Annotated in this window: 17 protein-coding genes; 12 read left to right on the forward strand and 5 right to left on the reverse strand. The window is 70.9% G+C overall.

The window, feature by feature from the left end:
• The first annotated feature begins 96 nt into the window (after window positions 1-96).
• The 3 genes from OHU34_RS07975 to OHU34_RS07985 are packed head-to-tail and all read left to right on the forward strand — an operon-like array spanning window position 97 to window position 2,266.
• Window positions 97-1,164: an aromatic ring-hydroxylating dioxygenase subunit alpha gene (locus OHU34_RS07975; protein WP_142267043.1), complete on the forward strand. Its 1,068-nt coding sequence runs from the start codon at window positions 97-99 to the stop codon at window positions 1,162-1,164.
• The gene (locus tag OHU34_RS07980; RefSeq protein WP_020129371.1) at window positions 1,161-1,334 is read left to right on the forward strand and encodes a hypothetical protein; all 174 of its coding nucleotides are present in this window, start codon (window positions 1,161-1,163) and stop codon (window positions 1,332-1,334) included. The genes OHU34_RS07975 and OHU34_RS07980 overlap by 4 nt, the downstream gene beginning before the upstream one ends.
• The gene (locus tag OHU34_RS07985; protein WP_230194149.1) at window positions 1,331-2,266 is read left to right on the forward strand and encodes a PDR/VanB family oxidoreductase; all 936 of its coding nucleotides are present in this window, start codon (window positions 1,331-1,333) and stop codon (window positions 2,264-2,266) included. The genes OHU34_RS07980 and OHU34_RS07985 overlap by 4 nt, the downstream gene beginning before the upstream one ends.
• Here the strand turns inward: OHU34_RS07985 and OHU34_RS07990 are convergent.
• Window positions 2,181-3,068, reverse strand: coding sequence for an IclR family transcriptional regulator C-terminal domain-containing protein (locus OHU34_RS07990; RefSeq protein ID WP_405765558.1), 888 nt, complete (start codon window positions 3,066-3,068; stop codon window positions 2,181-2,183). The genes OHU34_RS07985 and OHU34_RS07990 overlap by 86 nt on opposite strands.
• A 149-nt stretch (window positions 3,069-3,217) precedes the next feature.
• Here OHU34_RS07990 and OHU34_RS07995 point away from each other — a divergent pair, with 149 nt between their 5' ends.
• The 4 genes from OHU34_RS07995 to OHU34_RS08010 are packed head-to-tail and all read left to right on the forward strand — an operon-like array spanning window position 3,218 to window position 6,616.
• Window positions 3,218-4,189, forward strand: a complete 972-nt coding sequence (locus OHU34_RS07995; protein WP_405765561.1) for an ABC transporter substrate-binding protein — start codon at window positions 3,218-3,220, stop codon at window positions 4,187-4,189.
• Complete coding sequence (locus OHU34_RS08000; RefSeq protein WP_405765564.1) at window positions 4,186-4,959, forward strand: ABC transporter permease; 774 nt, start codon at window positions 4,186-4,188, stop codon at window positions 4,957-4,959. The genes OHU34_RS07995 and OHU34_RS08000 overlap by 4 nt, the downstream gene beginning before the upstream one ends.
• Window positions 4,956-5,774: an ABC transporter permease gene (locus OHU34_RS08005; protein WP_405765567.1), complete on the forward strand. Its 819-nt coding sequence runs from the start codon at window positions 4,956-4,958 to the stop codon at window positions 5,772-5,774. Before OHU34_RS08000 ends, OHU34_RS08005 begins: the two co-directional genes overlap by 4 nt.
• Window positions 5,775-5,794: 20 nt before the next feature.
• Entirely contained in the window at window positions 5,795-6,616 is an 822-nt protein-coding gene (locus OHU34_RS08010) for an ABC transporter ATP-binding protein (protein WP_142267038.1), read from the forward strand.
• A 58-nt stretch (window positions 6,617-6,674) separates the two neighbouring features.
• Here the strand turns inward: OHU34_RS08010 and OHU34_RS08015 are convergent, their stop codons facing one another.
• On the reverse strand, window positions 6,675-7,343 hold the full coding sequence (locus tag OHU34_RS08015) for a hypothetical protein (protein ID WP_405765569.1): 669 nt from the start codon (window positions 7,341-7,343) through the stop codon (window positions 6,675-6,677).
• Window positions 7,344-7,634: 291 nt separating this feature from the next.
• Here OHU34_RS08015 and OHU34_RS08020 point away from each other — a divergent pair, with 291 nt between their 5' ends.
• Window positions 7,635-8,240, forward strand: coding sequence for a helix-turn-helix transcriptional regulator (locus OHU34_RS08020; protein ID WP_142268167.1), 606 nt, complete (start codon window positions 7,635-7,637; stop codon window positions 8,238-8,240).
• Between the two features lie 32 nt (window positions 8,241-8,272).
• A complete protein-coding gene (locus OHU34_RS08025; RefSeq protein WP_142268166.1) occupies window positions 8,273-8,797 on the forward strand; it encodes a toxin-antitoxin system, toxin component in 525 nt (174 codons plus the stop codon).
• Window positions 8,798-8,852: 55 nt separating this feature from the next.
• Here OHU34_RS08025 and OHU34_RS08030 read toward each other — a convergent pair whose 3' ends face one another.
• The gene (locus tag OHU34_RS08030) at window positions 8,853-9,884 is read right to left on the reverse strand and encodes an alpha/beta fold hydrolase (protein ID WP_142267036.1); all 1,032 of its coding nucleotides are present in this window, start codon (window positions 9,882-9,884) and stop codon (window positions 8,853-8,855) included.
• A 238-nt stretch (window positions 9,885-10,122) separates the two neighbouring features.
• Between OHU34_RS08030 and OHU34_RS08035 the strand changes: the two genes are divergently transcribed.
• Window positions 10,123-10,383, forward strand: coding sequence for a hypothetical protein (locus OHU34_RS08035; protein WP_142267035.1), 261 nt, complete (start codon window positions 10,123-10,125; stop codon window positions 10,381-10,383).
• A 21-nt stretch (window positions 10,384-10,404) separates the two neighbouring features.
• Here OHU34_RS08035 and OHU34_RS08040 read toward each other — a convergent pair whose 3' ends face one another.
• A complete protein-coding gene (locus OHU34_RS08040) occupies window positions 10,405-11,112 on the reverse strand; it encodes a 4'-phosphopantetheinyl transferase (RefSeq protein WP_142267034.1) in 708 nt (235 codons plus the stop codon).
• Window positions 11,109-11,969: a metallophosphoesterase family protein gene (locus OHU34_RS08045; RefSeq protein ID WP_405765573.1), complete on the reverse strand. Its 861-nt coding sequence runs from the start codon at window positions 11,967-11,969 to the stop codon at window positions 11,109-11,111. Before OHU34_RS08045 ends, OHU34_RS08040 begins: the two co-directional genes overlap by 4 nt.
• 349 nt (window positions 11,970-12,318) lie before the next feature.
• Here OHU34_RS08045 and OHU34_RS08050 point away from each other — a divergent pair, with 349 nt between their 5' ends.
• Window positions 12,319-13,470, forward strand: coding sequence for an ATP-grasp domain-containing protein (locus OHU34_RS08050; RefSeq protein WP_142267033.1), 1,152 nt, complete (start codon window positions 12,319-12,321; stop codon window positions 13,468-13,470).
• A 166-nt stretch (window positions 13,471-13,636) separates the two neighbouring features.
• A complete protein-coding gene (locus OHU34_RS08055; protein WP_142267032.1) occupies window positions 13,637-15,325 on the forward strand; it encodes a fibronectin type III domain-containing protein in 1,689 nt (562 codons plus the stop codon).
• Window positions 15,326-15,660: the final 335 nt, after the last annotated feature.

Below are 15,660 nucleotides of genomic sequence, written 5' to 3' on the forward strand. Positions count from 1 at the left end.
GAAGCTGCCCCCCTTCCGCGAGACGGAAGAGGTATTGCGGTGCTGTGACGCCCTTCACGACGATGCGACCACCGCAGACAGACGGGAGCCGCATCCATGCCGCACACGACCGCATTCGCCAGGAACCAGTGGTACGTCGCCGCCTACAGCACCGAGGTCGGGCGGGAGGAGTTGCTCGGCCGGACGATTCTGGGTGAGCCGCTCGTCTTCTACCGGACCGAGGAGGACGGGACGCCCGTCGCGCTGCACGACCGCTGTGTGCACCGCCGGTTCCCGCTGTCGGAGAGCCGGCTCGACGGCGACCGCATCGTGTGCGGTTACCACGGCTTCACGTACGACACGACCGGCACCTGTGTGTACGTGCCGGGGCAGAAACGCATCCCGCGCACCGCCCGGGTCACCGCCTACCCGGTCGTCGAGCAGGACTCGCTGGTCTGGGTATGGATCGGCGACCCGTCGCTCGCCGACCCGCAGACGATCCCGCGCGCCCGGCACCTCGACGCCCCCGGCTGGACCACCGTCCAGGGCATGGAGCCCATCGACGCGGACTACGGGCTGCTCGTCGACAACCTCCTGGACCTCTCCCACGAGACGTATCTGCACGGCGGCTACATCGGCACCCCCGAGGTCGCCGAGACACCGATCACCACCGAGGTCGACGAGGGCGCGGGGATCGTGCGGGTGAGCCGGCACATGGACGACGCCGAGTGCCCGCCGTTCTACGCCCGTTCGACCGGTATCGAGGGCCGGATCACCCGCTGGCAGGACATCGAGTACCACGCGCCCTGTCTGTACCTGCTGCACAGCCGTATCGCGCCGGTGGGCGTCCTGCCCGAGGCGGACGGCAGCGACCCGAACGGTTTCCACACCGAGATCACCTACGCGATCACGCCGTCCGCCGACGGCAAGGTGTACGACTTCTGGATGGTCTCGCGGGACTGGGCGACGGACGACGCCGAGGTGACCGAGTTCCTGCGGGGCAACAACCACACGGTGGTCATGCAGGACGTCGACGCGCTCAACCTCCTGCAGCGGACGCTCGGTTCGGAACGCACCGGCTACCAGGAGCTGAGCATCAACATCGACACCGGGGGCCTGGCCGCCCGCCGTATCCTCGCCCGGCTGGTGGAGGAGGGCGACAAGCCCGTGGAGAAGGTCCTGTGAGCACCGGTCCCACCGGCGAGATCTACCGCATCGACTGGCTGCCGGGCACCGACGTGCTGCACGGCACCTGTCACTGCGGCGCCGAGCACACCTCGCAGGACCCGATCGAGATGTGGGAGTGGATGCTCGGCCACCCCGAAGGACACCGGCCGCGAGGAAACGACTCATGAGCGTGCCCGAAACCGAACTGGTCGTCGCGAGCCGCGAGTTCGCCGCCGAAGGAGTGCTCGCCCTCACCCTGCGCCACCCGCTGGGCGAGCCGCTCCCGGCCTGGGAGCCGGGCGCCCATGTGGATCTCGTCCTCGGCCCGGAGCTGGAGCGCCAGTACTCGCTGTGCGGCGATCCGGCCGACCGTTGCGCGTGGCGGGTCGCGGTACTGCGCGAGCCGGCCGGGCGGGGCGGATCCACCCATGTGCACGAGCAGTTGAGGCCGGGCGACAAGGTACGGGTGCGCGGTCCGCGCAACCACTTCGCACTGCGCCCGGCGGCCCGCTACCGTTTCGTCGCGGGCGGCATCGGGATCACTCCCATCCTGCCGATGCTCGCGGCGGCCGAGGCGGCGGGCGCCGAGTGGAGCCTTCTCTACGGCGGCCGCACCCGCGGATCCATGGCGTTCGCCGGGGAGTTGGCGCGGTACGGCGACCGGGTCACCGTCGCCCCGCAGGACGAGACGGGCCTGCTCGACCTCGGTTCCGTGCTCGACGGGCTGCCCGAGGGCACCCTCGTCTACTGCTGCGGTCCGGGTCCCCTGCTGGACGCCGTGGAGGAGCGCTGTCCGGCCGACGCGCTCCAGGTGGAGCGGTTCCAGGCGCGGGAGCAACCGGCCGGTGAGGACGGCGAGTTCGAGGTCGAGCTCGCGCGGAGCGGCCGGACGCTGACCGTCGTGGCGGGTGTTTCCGTGCTGGACACCGTGCGGGCGGCGGGGGTCGAGGTCCTCTACTCCTGTACGGAGGGCACCTGCGGCACCTGTGAGACCGACGTGATCGAGGGCACGCCGGAGCACCGGGACTCCGTCCTCAGTCCGCAGGAGCGGGAGGCCGGGGAGACGATGATGATCTGCGTGTCCCGGTGCCGGGGGAGGAAACTCGTCCTGGATCTGTGATCCGAGGGGCGGCGGCGCCTGGAGTCGGGCCGGTGACCCGCAGGTCGGCCTCGATCCGTGCCACGGCCGTCAGCAGGGGTGGCAGCAGATCCCGGCGGACCGCCGCCACCGAGGTGCGGCCGGCGTGGACGGCTATGTTCACGCCGGCCACCACCGTGCCGTCCCGGCCGCGCACCGGGGCGCCCACCGACCGCAGCCCCTCCTCCAGTTCCTGGTCGACGAGCGCGTACCCCTGGCGCCGCACCCGTGCCAGTTCCGCCCGCAAATCCTCCGGCGCGACCAGCGTTCGTGGGGTGAGCGTGCGCAACTTCGCCCGGCCCAGGCGGAGTTCGAGCTCGTCTTCGGACAGGGCGGCGAGCATCACCCGGCCCACCGAGGTGACGTGCGCCGGGAAGCGGGTGCCCACGGTGATGACGGCCGACATGATGCGCGTGGTCGGCACCCGGGCGACATAGACGATGTCGTCGCCGTCCAGGACGCACAGCGACGAGGATTCCTTCACCTGTGCGACGAGTTGCTCCAGATGCGGCTCGGCGACCTGCGGGAGCGTGAGGCCGGCCAGATAGGCATAGCCGAGCTCCAGTACCCGCGGGGTGAGCCGGAAGAGCCGGCCGTCGCTGTGCACGTATCCCAGATCGGCGAGGGTGAGCAGCAGGCGCCGGGCGGCCGCCCGGGTCAGTCCGCAGGCGCGGGCGACTTCGCTGAGGGTGCGCGCGGGGTGTTCGGCGTCGAAGGAGCGGATCACCGCGAGGCCACGCTCGAAGGACCTCACGAAATGCGGTGCTCGGGCCACGGTGGACATGCCGCCCTCCCAGACTGTCAACAATTTCGTCAGCCAAACCCATTGACCCCGTCGGACAGCGGGCTCTACGTTCCCTGCACGCCAATTGAGCACTACTGTGCGGTGTGCGCACAGCCTGTCGGAACACCGTTGTCTGCACAGGAGGAGCCTTGCGTCGTCTGTTCGCCGGTCTCGCGGCCGGCACTTTCCTGCTCGCCACGGCGGCCTGTGGCTCGTCCGACGACTCCGGTACGTCCACCGGTGGTTCGTCGTCCGGAAGTACCACGACCGTCAAACTCGGACTCATCCCCATCGTCGACGTGGCACCCGTCTATCTGGGCATGAAACAGGGTTTCTACGAGGAGCACGGCCTGAAGCTGTCGATCACCACCGCACAGGGCGGCGCGGCGATCGTGCCCGGAGTCGTCAGCGGACAGTTCCAGTTCGGCTTCAGCAACATGACCTCCCTCATGGTCGCCCAGTCCAACAACGTGCCCGTTCAGGCCGTTTCCAACGGCATCGCCTCAACCGGCGTACAGGGCAAGGACTTCGGGGCGATCACGGTGAAGCAGGGCAGTCCGCTCAAGTCCGCGAAGGACCTGGAGGGCAAGAAGGTCGCCATCAACACCCTGAAGAACATCAACGAGACCGCGGTGCGCGAGTCGGTGCGCAAGGCGGGCGGCGACCCCGACCGGGTGAAGTTCGTCGAGCTGGCCTTCGACCAGATGCCCGCCGCCCTGGACAACGGGCAGATCGACGCGGCGATGGTCGTCGAACCGGCCCTGGCGACCGTCAAGAGCCAGGGCGGTGTGGAGATCGCCTCGCCGCTGGTGGACGTGGCGCCGAACCTCACCGTCGCCATGTACTTCACCTCCACGCAGTACGCGCAGAAGAACCCGGACGTGGTGAAGAAGTTCCAGGAGGCCACCGCGGAGTCCCTCGCCTACGCCGACGCGCACCCGGACGAGGTCCGCCGGATCGTCACCACCTACACCAAGATCCCGACGTCGGTGCTGGCACAGGTGACGCTGCCCAAGTGGCCTGCCGAGGCCGACCGTTCGTCGATCGAGGCCTTGGAGAAGCTCGGCGAGCAGGACAAACTCTTCAAGTCGACCCCGGACCTGGAGAAGCTGCTGCCGTGAGAGGCGCGAACCTCGCACTCGGTGCGGCCGGGCTCGCGGCCTTCCTCGCCCTGGGCGAGGCGGTGCCGCGGCTCGGGCTGGTCAAGGAGGCCTACTTCCCGCCGACCAGCCGCATCGCCGGCGCGCTGGGCGACGAGCTCGCCGACTCCGCCTTCTGGACGGCGCTCGGCGACACCCTCACCGGCTGGGCCCTCGGGCTGGCGATCGCGGTGGGCGCCGGGATCGTGGCCGGCGTGATCGTCTCGGTCGTCCCGCACCTGCGCGAGGCGACGGCATCCACCATCGAGTTCCTGCGCCCGATCCCGTCGGTCGCCCTGATCCCGCTCGCCGTGCTGCTGTACGGCACCGAACTGCGCTCGGTCCTGCTGCTGGTCGGCTACGCCTCCTTCTGGCAGATCCTGATCCAGGTCCTGTACGGAGTCCAGGACGTCGACCCGGTCGCCGAGGAGACCGCCCGCTCCTACGGACTCGGCACCTGGGCGCGGGTCCGGCACGTGCTGTGGCCGACCGCGCTGCCGTACGTCATGACCGGCGTGCGGCTCGCGGCGGCCGTCGCGCTGATCCTCGTCATCACCGCCGAACTGGTCATCGGAGCACCGGGGTTGGGCGCGCGCATCGCCGTCGCCCAGACCTCGCAGGCGGTACCCGAGATGTACGCCCTGATCGTGGTCACCGGGGTGCTGGGGCTGCTGATCAACGTGGGCGCCCGGACGGTGGAGCGGCGCGCGCTGGCCTGGCACCAGTCGGTGCGCGGGGAGGTGTCGGTGTGACCGGGACGTCCCCCGGCCGGGCGGGGGCGGGAGCCTGGCGGCGCGTCCTGCTGCGGCTGCTCTTCACGCTCGCCCTGCCGGCCGTGCTGGTCACCTCGTGGTGGGTGGCCTCCGACGGCAGTACGAACGTGTACTGGCCGCCGCTGCGCACGATCGTGAAGGCCTTCCCCGACGTGTGGACGGTCGAGCGGCTGCGCACCGATGTGCGGCCGAGCGTGCTGCGGCTGCTCGGCGGTTACGCGACGGCGGCCGTCGTCGGGGTCGCCCTGGGCACGGTCATCGGCTCCTACCGCCGGGTGCGGGCGGTGTGCGAGCCGGTCCTGGAGTTCCTGCGGGCGGTGCCGCCGCCCGTGCTGGTGCCGGTCATCATGCTGTTCGCGGGCATCGGCGACACCATGAAGGTCGTCGTCATCGCGAGCGGCTGTGTGTGGCCGGTCCTGCTCAACACGGTCGAGGGCGTGCGGGCGGTGGACCCGGTGATGGCGGAGACGGCGCGGTCGTACGGCATCTCGGGTCCCGCCCGGTTGCGCAGCGTGGTGCTGCCGTCGGCGAGCCCGCAGATCTTCGCGGGGCTGCGCCAGGCGCTGTCGATCGGCATCATCCTGATGGTCATCAGCGAGATGTTCGCCGCGAGCAACGGGCTCGGCTTCACCATCGTGCAGTTCCAACGGGGTTTCGCCATCCCCGACATGTGGACCGGAATCCTGGTGCTCGGCCTCCTGGGCTTCGTCCTGTCGGTGCTCTTCCAGTTCGTCGAGCGTCGGGTGCTCGGCTGGTACCACGGTCTGCGCGCATCCACCCGGCGGTCCCCGTGAACCTCGCGAAAGGGCGTTCCATGCACCCGCGTCTTGCAGTGTCGGGCCTGCGCAAGGTCTACGAGGGGTCCGGGCGCCGGGTCGAGGCGGTGCGCGACCTCACCTTCACCGTCGAGGCGGGTGAACTCGTGTGTCTCGTCGGCCCGTCGGGCTGTGGCAAGACGACCCTGCTGAAGTGCATGGCCGGACTGCTCGCACCGACCTCCGGCGAAGTGCTCCTGGAGGGACGGCGGGTTACCGGACCGCCGCCGGACATGGCATTCGTCTTCCAGGAGTACGGGCGGAGCCTCTTCCCGTGGATGCGGGTCGGCGAGAACGTCGAACTGCCCCTGAAGCAGAAGGGGTTGCCCAAGGCGCGTCGACGGGAGCTGGTCGCGGACGCCCTCCGCTCGGTCGGCCTGGAGGATGCGCTCTCCGCGTACCCGTGGCAGTTGTCGGGCGGGATGCAGCAGCGGGTGGCGATCGCCCGGGCGCTCGCCTACGAGCCCCGGGTCCTGCTGATGGACGAGCCGTTCGCCGCCGTGGACGCGCAGACCCGCGCCGACCTGGAGGACCTGGTCCGGGGACTCTGGCGGGAGCGCGGGATCACCATCCTGTTCGTCACGCACGACATCGACGAGGCCGTCTACCTCGGTGAGCGGGTCCTCGTGCTGTCCGCCTCCCCGACGGTCGTCCAGGAGCAGTTGAAGGTCGATCTCCCGGCGGAGCGCGACCAGTTGCACACGCGGGTGGCCCCGCGCTTCGCGGAACTGCGGACCCATGTGTACGAGCAGATCCAGGCGGCGAAGCGAGGAACCCCGGTGGACCGCCTCACGAAGTCGGACGCTCCTGAGCCGCGCTGAACGCGCACGCGGTGCCGACCCGGGCGCCGTCGGCGACCTGAACGCCGACGGTGCCCGGTCAGGCCTCGGGGGCCGGTACCACGCTGAGGTGGCTCGCGCCGCGGCGTGCGCCGCGTGTCCTGCGGGGTACGGGGGCCGGGCGGGTGGAGCGCAGCACCATCGTCAGCCGGGTGTACCCCATGTCGTGCAGGGTCCTGGGGGTGTCGCCGACGATGCGGCACTCCGTGGCGCCCCAGCGCGGATCGGGGTGCAGCAGGTGCCGGACCGCCCCGTCGTGCTCGACGGCCTCCTCGCCGACCGCGCGGATCCAGTGCGGCAGCCCGTGGCGGTAGGCGGCCTCCATGATCGGATCCTGGGCGATGTCGCGGCGGATCGCCTGCAGCCCGTGGTCGTGCCCGTGGCGCTCCACGGCCGCGGCGAAGCGGGCGAGCATCGGCAGGCACCAGCCGGCCTCGTGGTCGCCGAGGACCGAGGGGGCGTCGGGATGGAAGAGGACGAAACGCAGGAAGTTGTCGCCGGGCAGGGCCGTCGGATGCGGGCCCACCTCCCGGAAAAGTGACGCGAAAGCGTCGTTGGAGAGAACGACGTCCCAGCCGTGGTCGAGGACGACGGACGGAAAGGGGACGGCCTCCAGGTACGTGGCGTAGTCGTGCAGGTACGCCTGGGCCTCGAGACTCTCGGGGACGGGCCGCGGTGCGGACCGCTGCCCTCCTGCCTGATATGCCATCGGGAGGTCACCCCTCTTGCCTATGCGGCCTTCACGCGGCGCCCCGATCCTGCTGCCCCGACGCGATCGGTGTCAACTATCGTGGCATTCCGTGCTGGTTGACGGCTGAAATTGGCCACAGTTGTGGCGAGACCTGGATGTGAGTTCGAAAGACCCGCTACTCTCCACGCAGTTCACGGCGACCGTCTGTATTGGTGATCGTGTGCCTGTGAGAGGGACGTGAGAGACCTAGGAGACCTGTCGGTGTCGGAGGATGGCTTCGAGGTTCCGGGCGCCGCGGCGACGGTGCTGATGTCGGCCGTCGTCGCCCGTGTCGCCACGCTCGCCGACCGGCTCGGCGTGCCGCACGCGGAGGTCTTCGGCACCGGGCGGCTGTCCGTCGCCTGCGGTGTGCCGGAGTCGGTGGTCAAGGCCCTGCTGAGCGGCCGGCCCGCCGGTGAGCCCGATGTGCAGGCACGCTTCCTGCAGCGTCTGGACCTGCTGCGCCGCACCCGGCTCAAGCCGAACGGCCGTAAGTACACCCAGCAGGAGATCGCCGACGGCGCCGGCATGTCACGCCAGCAGGCGGGCGCCCTCATCAACGGCGACCGGCGGCCCACGATGGAGCACTGCGACGCCCTCCAGCGCTTCTTCCGGGTGCACGCCGGCTTCCTCACCGCCGAGGACCCGGAGGCGCTCGCGGGCGCCCTCCAGCACATCGAGCAGGAGCTGCTCCAGAAGCTCGCCGCGCGGGAGGCGGCCGCGGCCGCCGAGGACCCGCTGGAACGGCTGCTGCAGGACCACGGCGTGCGCGGGATCGCGTGGCGGGCCGCCCAGCTGCCCACCGACCAGCACCGCGACAAGGTCGCCGAGTGGCTGGACATGCTCCTGGAGAGCGTGAAGCGGCCCGAGTCGTGATCCGGGGGAGAACTGTGAGCATCGCCAGGGAAATGCGCCGTCTCAGCGGCGAGTTGGTCGCGGAACTGACCCTGCCGGCGCCCGCCGTGCCGGCCGACCTGTACACCGCCCTGTGCGACGGGATGAGCAGACGGCGCGGCCGCCCCGTGCACTTCCGCATGGCCCCCTTCCCGGCCGACACGGCCAGCGGGCTGTGGCTCGACATGGCCGACCAGGATCTCGTCGTCATCGAGGAACGCACCGCGCCGGAGCACCAGTTGGTGATCCTGGGCCACGAGCTGTGGCACATGAAGGCGGGCCACTGCGGCCACCACGTCGAGGGCACCGCGGTCGCGGCCCGTTTACTCAGCGACGGGGCGGATCTGCGGGCGACGGTGCGCAGCGTCGCCGCGCGCACCCGTTTCGACCTGACCGACGAACGGGAGGCCGAGAGCTTCGGCCTGCTGCTGGCCAGCAAGTGCCGTACCTGGCTGTCGGGTTCGACGCCACGGGAACGGGGCCAGCGGGACCACCTGGCCGGCCGGATCGAGGCCTCGCTGGGCTATCTGGGGCCGTAGGAGCGCGCCCCGGCCGGATACCGTCCGGGCTCCCTCGTGCCCCCTCGTACGGCTGTCAGGTCGCGCTGCGCTCGCTCGCCCCGCGCAGGTCCCGTTCCATGCCGTCCGGCGCACCCGCCGCCCCCGTTGCGGGCCCGCCCTCGCGCAGCAGCCGGCGCCAGTGGTCGCGGCTCCAGTCGGCAGGGGCCGTGGTGCGGGTGAACTCCTCGACGAGCGCGCGGAACCGGGCGGGGTCACTGTGGAACGGGAAGTGGCCGGCTCCCTCGAAGATCTCCAGCCGGCTGCCGGGCATCGCCTCGTGGGCGCCGTACGCGTGCCGCACGGGCACCACGCTGTCCCGGTCGCCCCACAGCAGCATCGTCGGCATGCCGGCCGTCAGATAGCAGCGGTCGAGCATGGTGACGACCTGGCCGCGCCAGTCGACGACCGCGCGCAGCGTGCGGATGAAGGCGTTGCGCGCGGTCTCGTCCGGCAGGGCGTCGACGAGGTGGAGCAGATCGGGGGCGTCCTGGCCGAGATCGGTGTCCAGCAGCTTCATCAGGCCGACGGCAAGGCCGACCTGGAAGCGCGCGCCCGGCAACCGGAGGGCGGACAGCGCCAGATGGGCACCCGGCAGCGAGACCAGCCGCAGGGCCGGGTTGACCTCGCGGCCGACTCCGCCCGCGCTGACGAGGATCAGCCGTTCGGTGCGCTCGGGGAACTGGTAGGCGAACTGCATCGCCACTCCCCCGCCCAGCGAGTGTCCGACCAGGGTCGCCGACTCGATGCCGAGCGTGCTGAGCAGATCGCGCAGACCGTTGGCGTACGCGGCCACCGAGTAGTCGGCGCGCGGCTTGTCGGAGGCACCGTGGCCGAGGAGGTCCGGGGCGATCACGGTGTGGGTGCGGGCGAGGTCGGGGATCAGTTCGGCCCAGGTCTGCGAGGAGTCGCCGATGCCGTGGATGAGGACCAGTGCCGGGCCCTCACCTGCCATGCGGAACGCACGCCGGTATCCGTGCACGACCCGGTACCGCAGCTCCAGTTCCGTGTCGCCCACCGGGCGCAGCCGGGTGGCGTGCGCAGGGCGCCGCTGTGGGACGTCGACCACCCGATCGCCTCCTGTTCCGCGGCCGTCGACGGTCCGCCGAAAGCCCTTCTCAACAGCGTAGACCCCCTTTCGGCCAGGGGATTTCAGGGAGATTTCACCTCCGCTAAGCGGGCGAACCGAAGCCGGGTCGGGCCGGATTGTCAGTGGTGCCCGGCAAGCTGGGGGGTGCGCCACCGCATGGGGGCGTACGCGCCGTCGGGCGCGGGGGACACGACGCCGACACGGGGAGAGCCGACCGATGCCCACTGCCGTACTGACCGACCGCGAGCGCACCGCCGTACAGGCCTACCTGCGGCTGCTGCACACCGTACGTGCCGCCTTCGGCGACGAGGGGGACGGCAAGGGCGGCGGCGCCGACGGTCCGCCGCAGGACCGGCTGCCCCCGGTCGTCCCGCCCGCCGTCCTGGCCGAGGCGGAACAGGCCCTGGCCGCCGCGGGTCTGGCGGGCAACGAGGAGGAGTTCTTCCGGCTGCTGCACCACTGGTGCCCGGGCCGGTGACTCCCGGGGGCGGTCGCCGCCTCAGACGTGGTGCACGGTGACCGCCGTGGCCAGCAGCCCGCGGCGGACGCTCCAGCGGCCGTCGAAGTGCCCGAGCCGGTGGCCGCCGACCACCGGTCCGGGGACGAGCAGCCGGGCACGGAAGACGCCCTCCGTGCCCTCGGCGGGACCGGTCGCGGAGGCAGGGGCGAGGGCGAGGTCGATGTCCGCCTCGCTGAAGTCGAGCCACTTGCGGGTGAGGGGGAACCACGCCTTGTAGACGGACTCCTTGGCACTGAACAGCAGCCGGTCCCAGTGCACCTCGGGACGCCCCGCGGCCAGCCGGCCGATCCGCTCCGCCTCGGCGGGCAGCGCGACGGCGGACAGGACGCCCTCGGGAAGGGGCTCGTGGGGTTCGGCGTCGATGCCGAGGGACGCCAGGTCGGCGGCCCGGACCAGGGCGGCCGCGCAGTAGCCCGCGCAGTGGGTCATGCTGCCCGTCAGGCCGTCCGGCCACTGCGGGGCACCCCGCTCACCGGGCAGCACGGGCTGGGCGGGCACGCCGAGCTTCTCCATGGCGCGCCGGGCACAGGAGCGTACGACGGTGAACTCGCGGCGGCGTTTGGCGACCGCTCGCGCCACCAGCGCCTCCTCCTGCGGGTACAGCGGCGCGTTCCCGAACTCGCGGACGCCTTCCTCGCCGAAGGCCTCCACCGCCACCACCGACTCCGGCAGCAGTTCCCCGATCATTCGGTCCCGGCCTCCCTGGGCAGGATCCGGCGCAGCCGGCCCGGCGGCTGCGCCCGCTTGCGCCATTCGCGGGGGTAGCCCACCGAGACCTCCTCGAAGCGCACGCCCTCGTGCCAGGTGGTCCGCGGGATGTGGAGGTGGCCGTAGACCATGGTCTCGATCCGGAACCGGCGGTGCCAGTCCGCCGTGAGCCCGGTGCCGCACCACATGGCGAACTCGGGGTGCCACAGCACGTCCATCGGGTGCCGGTGCAGGGGATAGTGGTTGACGGGGACGACGGGCAGGCCGTCGGGGATCTCGGCGAGCCGTCGCTCGGTCTCGGCGACGCGGGCCCGGCACCAGGCCTCGCGGGTCGGATACGGGTCGGGGTGCAGCAGGTACTCGTCGTTGCAGACGATGCCGGTGCCCTGCGCGTAGGCCAGACCCTCCTCCTTGGTGGCACAGCCGGCCGGGAGGAACGAATAGTCGTACAGCAGGAACAGGGGGGCGACGGCCACCGGGCCGCCGGGGCCCTCCCAGACCGGGTAGGGGTCCTCGGGCGTCGTGACACCCAGGTCGCGGCAGACCTCGACGAGGTGGTCGTAGCGGGCGACTCCGCGCAGGGTGACCGGGTCCGAGGGATGGGTCCACAGCTCGTGGTTGCCGGGGACCCAGACGACCCTGCGGAAGCGGCCGGCGAGGGTCTTCAGCGCCCAGCGGATGTCGGCCACGTTCTCCGAGACGTCGCCGGCGACCAGCAGCCAGTCCTCGTCCGTCTCCGGCGCCATGGCCTCGACCAGCGCGCGGTTCTCCGGATAGCCGATGTGCAGATCGCTGATGGCCAGCAGTTGTCCGGCGCCACCGGCCGTCGACGTCACCTTCCGCCCCCGCTCACGAGCACACTCTCCGCGTTCCCACGAATACACCAGTGCCACCACGAGAACACATTCACGCGCGCGGTACAAGGTCGGACCGGGCCGCCCGCCGGGCCCGGACACGGCCCCACCTGCGCCGCAGCGGGGCCCTACCCGAACATGCGCCCCACGTGAACAAGATCGGAAAATCCGTAACACGGGCGTTGCACGCCGCACCCCCGGGAAGCCGTATGATCGCCCCAACACCACCGCCATGGACGACCCTTCCGCAGGGCGGTTTGGTGACCCACCAATTCCCCTGCCCGGGCCGGGCCCGCTTTGCCCTGCCCGCGAACCGTGAAAGGCGGCCTGCATGGTCTCTCGCGTACGCGTCTGGCTCAACCGCACGTACGCGGAGAACGTGTTCTTCACGGATCAGCTGCGACGAAATCCCAGCGACCGCGCGGTCGAGATCCACGCCACGCACGGTGACGCCGACTCCCCCGTCCTGGCCGCCGCCGACACCGCGGAGCTGGAGCCGGAAGGCCTGTCCCCGGCCGCGTACGTCGAGTACGCCCTCGCGCAGTGCAAGCGCCGCAGCATCGACGTGTTCGTGCCCCGGCTGCACCAGGCGGCCGTCGTGGCGCACCGCGCCGACTTCGACGCGGTCGGCACGGCCCTGCTGGCGCCGCCGCCGGAGGCCGTCGCCGTCTTCCACGACAAGGTGATTGCGTACGAGGCCGTGCAGGCGATCGGTGTGCCCGTGCCGCCGTGGTTCCGGGTCCGGACCGCCGACGAACTCGTCGCCGCCGTCGAGGAGTTGGAGGAGGCCGGGCACCGCGCGTGCTTCAAGCCGGCGTCCGGTGCGGGCGGGGTGGGATTCCGGGTGATCACCCGCACCCCCTTCTCCCTGATGCACCTCAGCGGCTTCCCGACCCCGTACGTCCAGCTCGACATGGTGGTCGAGGCGCTGACGCGGGCCGCGGAGCAGGGCGAGGAGCAGATCGACTGGCTGGTCATGCCGCGCCTGGAGCAGCCGGAGGTGTCCGTGGACTGCCTCACCGGCCCGGACAACATCCTGCGGATGTCCATCGGCCGGACGAAGAACGGCCGCCGTCGGGGGTTCACCCTGCACGAGCAGTGGTTGGAGCCGGCGCGTCTGATCGCTGAGGGCTTCGGGCTGCACTACCTGTCCAACATCCAGTTCCGGATGTTCGGCGACCGGCCGGTCCTGATGGACGTCAACACCCGCCCGGCCGGCGGACTCCACCAGCTGTCGCTGTGCGGCGTCAACGCCCCCTGGGCGGCGGTGCAGTTGGCACTCGGCGAGGACCCTGGCGAGATCGTCCCGCCGTTCCTGGGGCAGGACTACACGGTGGTGTCGGGGCCGCGTCCGCTGCGCGCGGTCACGCTGCCGCACCAGCGGGTGGAGGAGACCGCCGAGCCGCTGCTGTCGGCCGTGCCCGCACCCGCCGACTCCGTCGAGGTGACCACGGCGGGCGCCGCGCAGGCGCTGCCGCTCTAGGAAAGACGCAAGGCTCCAGGAAGGGCCAAGCAGGACATTTCCCCCACCGGTATGGACCAATTTCGCCTCTCGCCTTGACAGGCCGATTGGTCCATACCAACTTTGTTGCGCACCCTCTTGCACTCCCCTGCACTCCCGAACACCCCCATTCCTTCAGGGAGATCGCGTGCGCACCAGACCCCTCGGACGCCCATGGCGTCGGTTCCTCGCCCTGCTCGGCACCGCCGGTCTCGCCCTCGCCGGGGCCGTGGCCCTGCCGGGCACCGCCCAGGCGGCCAACATCCTCACCAATCCCGGTCTCGAGTCGGGCGCCCTCTCGCCCTGGTCCTGCACCGGCAACCTCGGCTCCGTCGTCTCCTCGCCCACCCACAGTGGCTCCAAGTCCCTTGCGGGAGCGGTGAGTTCGAGCGACATCGCCAAGTGCGGCCAGACCGTCCCGGTCCAGCCGAACACCACGTACGCGCTCACCGGCTGGGTGCGCGGCTCCTACGTCTACCTCGGCGTCGACGGCGGCGCCTCCACCTGGACGTCGTCACCGTCGGCGTACAGCCGTCTGTCGGTGTCCTTCACCACCGGGGCCTCGCAGACCAGCGCCACGATCTACGTCCACGGCTGGTATGCCCAGGGCACCTACTACGCCGACGACATCAGCCTGGACGGGCCGGGCGGCGGGGGCGGCTCGGACACCCAGGCGCCGACCGCGCCGGGCGGGCTGACCTCGACCGGCAAGACGTCCTCCAGCGTGTCGCTGTCCTGGAACGCCGCCACCGACAACGTCGGCGTCACGGGTTACGACGTGTACAGCGGGTCCGCCAAGGTGCTGACCGTCTCCGGTACGTCCGCCACGGTCAGCGGACTGTCCGCGAGCACCGGGTACACCTTCACCGTGAAGGCGCGCGACGCGGCGGGGAACACCTCCGCGGCGTCCAACTCCGTGAGTGTCACGACGAGCGCGGGCGGCGGTGGCGGAACCGGGTTCAAGCAGGCCGCGCCCTACCTGTTCGAGGGCTGGGGCGACCCGCCGAGCGTGTCCACGGTGATGAGCTCGACCGGCATCAAGTGGTTCACGATGGCGTTCATGCTGGACGGGGGCGGGTGCAACCCCATGTGGGACAGCAACCGGCCGCTGACCGGCGGGGTCGACCAGAGCGTCATCAACCAGGTCCGCTCGGCGGGCGGTGACATCGTGCCCTCGTTCGGCGGCTGGCAGGGCAGCAAGCTCGGCGCCAACTGCTCCTCGGCGAGCGCGCTGGCGGGCGCCCTGCAGAAGGTGATCGACGCCTACTCCCTCAAGGCGATCGACATGGACATCGAGAACACGGACGAGTTCGAGAACGAGGCCGTGCAGGCGCGGATCCTCACCGCTCTCAAGACGGTCAAGGCCAACAACCCCGGCCTGAAGACCATCGTCACCTTCGGGACGTCCACGACCGGGCCGACCTACTACGGCAACCGTCTCATCGAGCAGGCCAAGTCGCTCGGCGCCGACATCGACGTCTTCACCATCATGCCGTTCGACTTCGGCGGCGGGTCGGACATGTACGGCAACACCGTGAACGCCACGGAGGGGTTGAAGAACAAGCTGAAGTCCACCTTCGGCTGGGACGACGCGACCGCCTACGCCCACATAGGCATCTCCGGCATGAACGGACTGTCGGACCAGCAGGAGAACACCACCCCGGCGATCTGGACCCAGATCCGTGACTGGGCCAACAGCCACCACATCGCCCGGCTCGCCTACTGGGCCGTCAACCGCGACCGGCCCTGCCCGGGCGGTGGCGTGGTGAGCAACTGTTCCGGCATCAGCCAGAGCACCTGGCAGTTCACCTCGATCACGGCCGGCTTCACCGGCTGAGCATCCGGAAACGCGAGCGAACGCCCCCTGAGAGTCCCCCGGACCACGGTCCGGGGGACTTTTTCGACGAAGGGTGTATCAGGAGCCGGGCGGCTCGCTCTTAAGAGTGAAGGGCCCCACGGGGGAGCAACCGGGGAAGCACGGGGCTCCAGGGGGAAGCACAGGGATCAACGGGGGAAGACCGGGAATCGACGGGGGATTCCCGGCGGTACGGGGGATCGGGTCGGTCGGCCGCTGTCACGGGGAGCGACCGACCGGCCCGCATCATTTCCCCGCCCGCCGCACGGCCGGCTCGGCCGCCCGGCCCACTCGGCTCCGGCCGGGCCGACAGGGCC

Source organism: Streptomyces sp. NBC_00080 (assembly GCF_045041255.1).
GTDB classification, from domain to species: Bacteria; Actinomycetota; Actinomycetes; order Streptomycetales; family Streptomycetaceae; genus Streptomyces; species Streptomyces coriariae.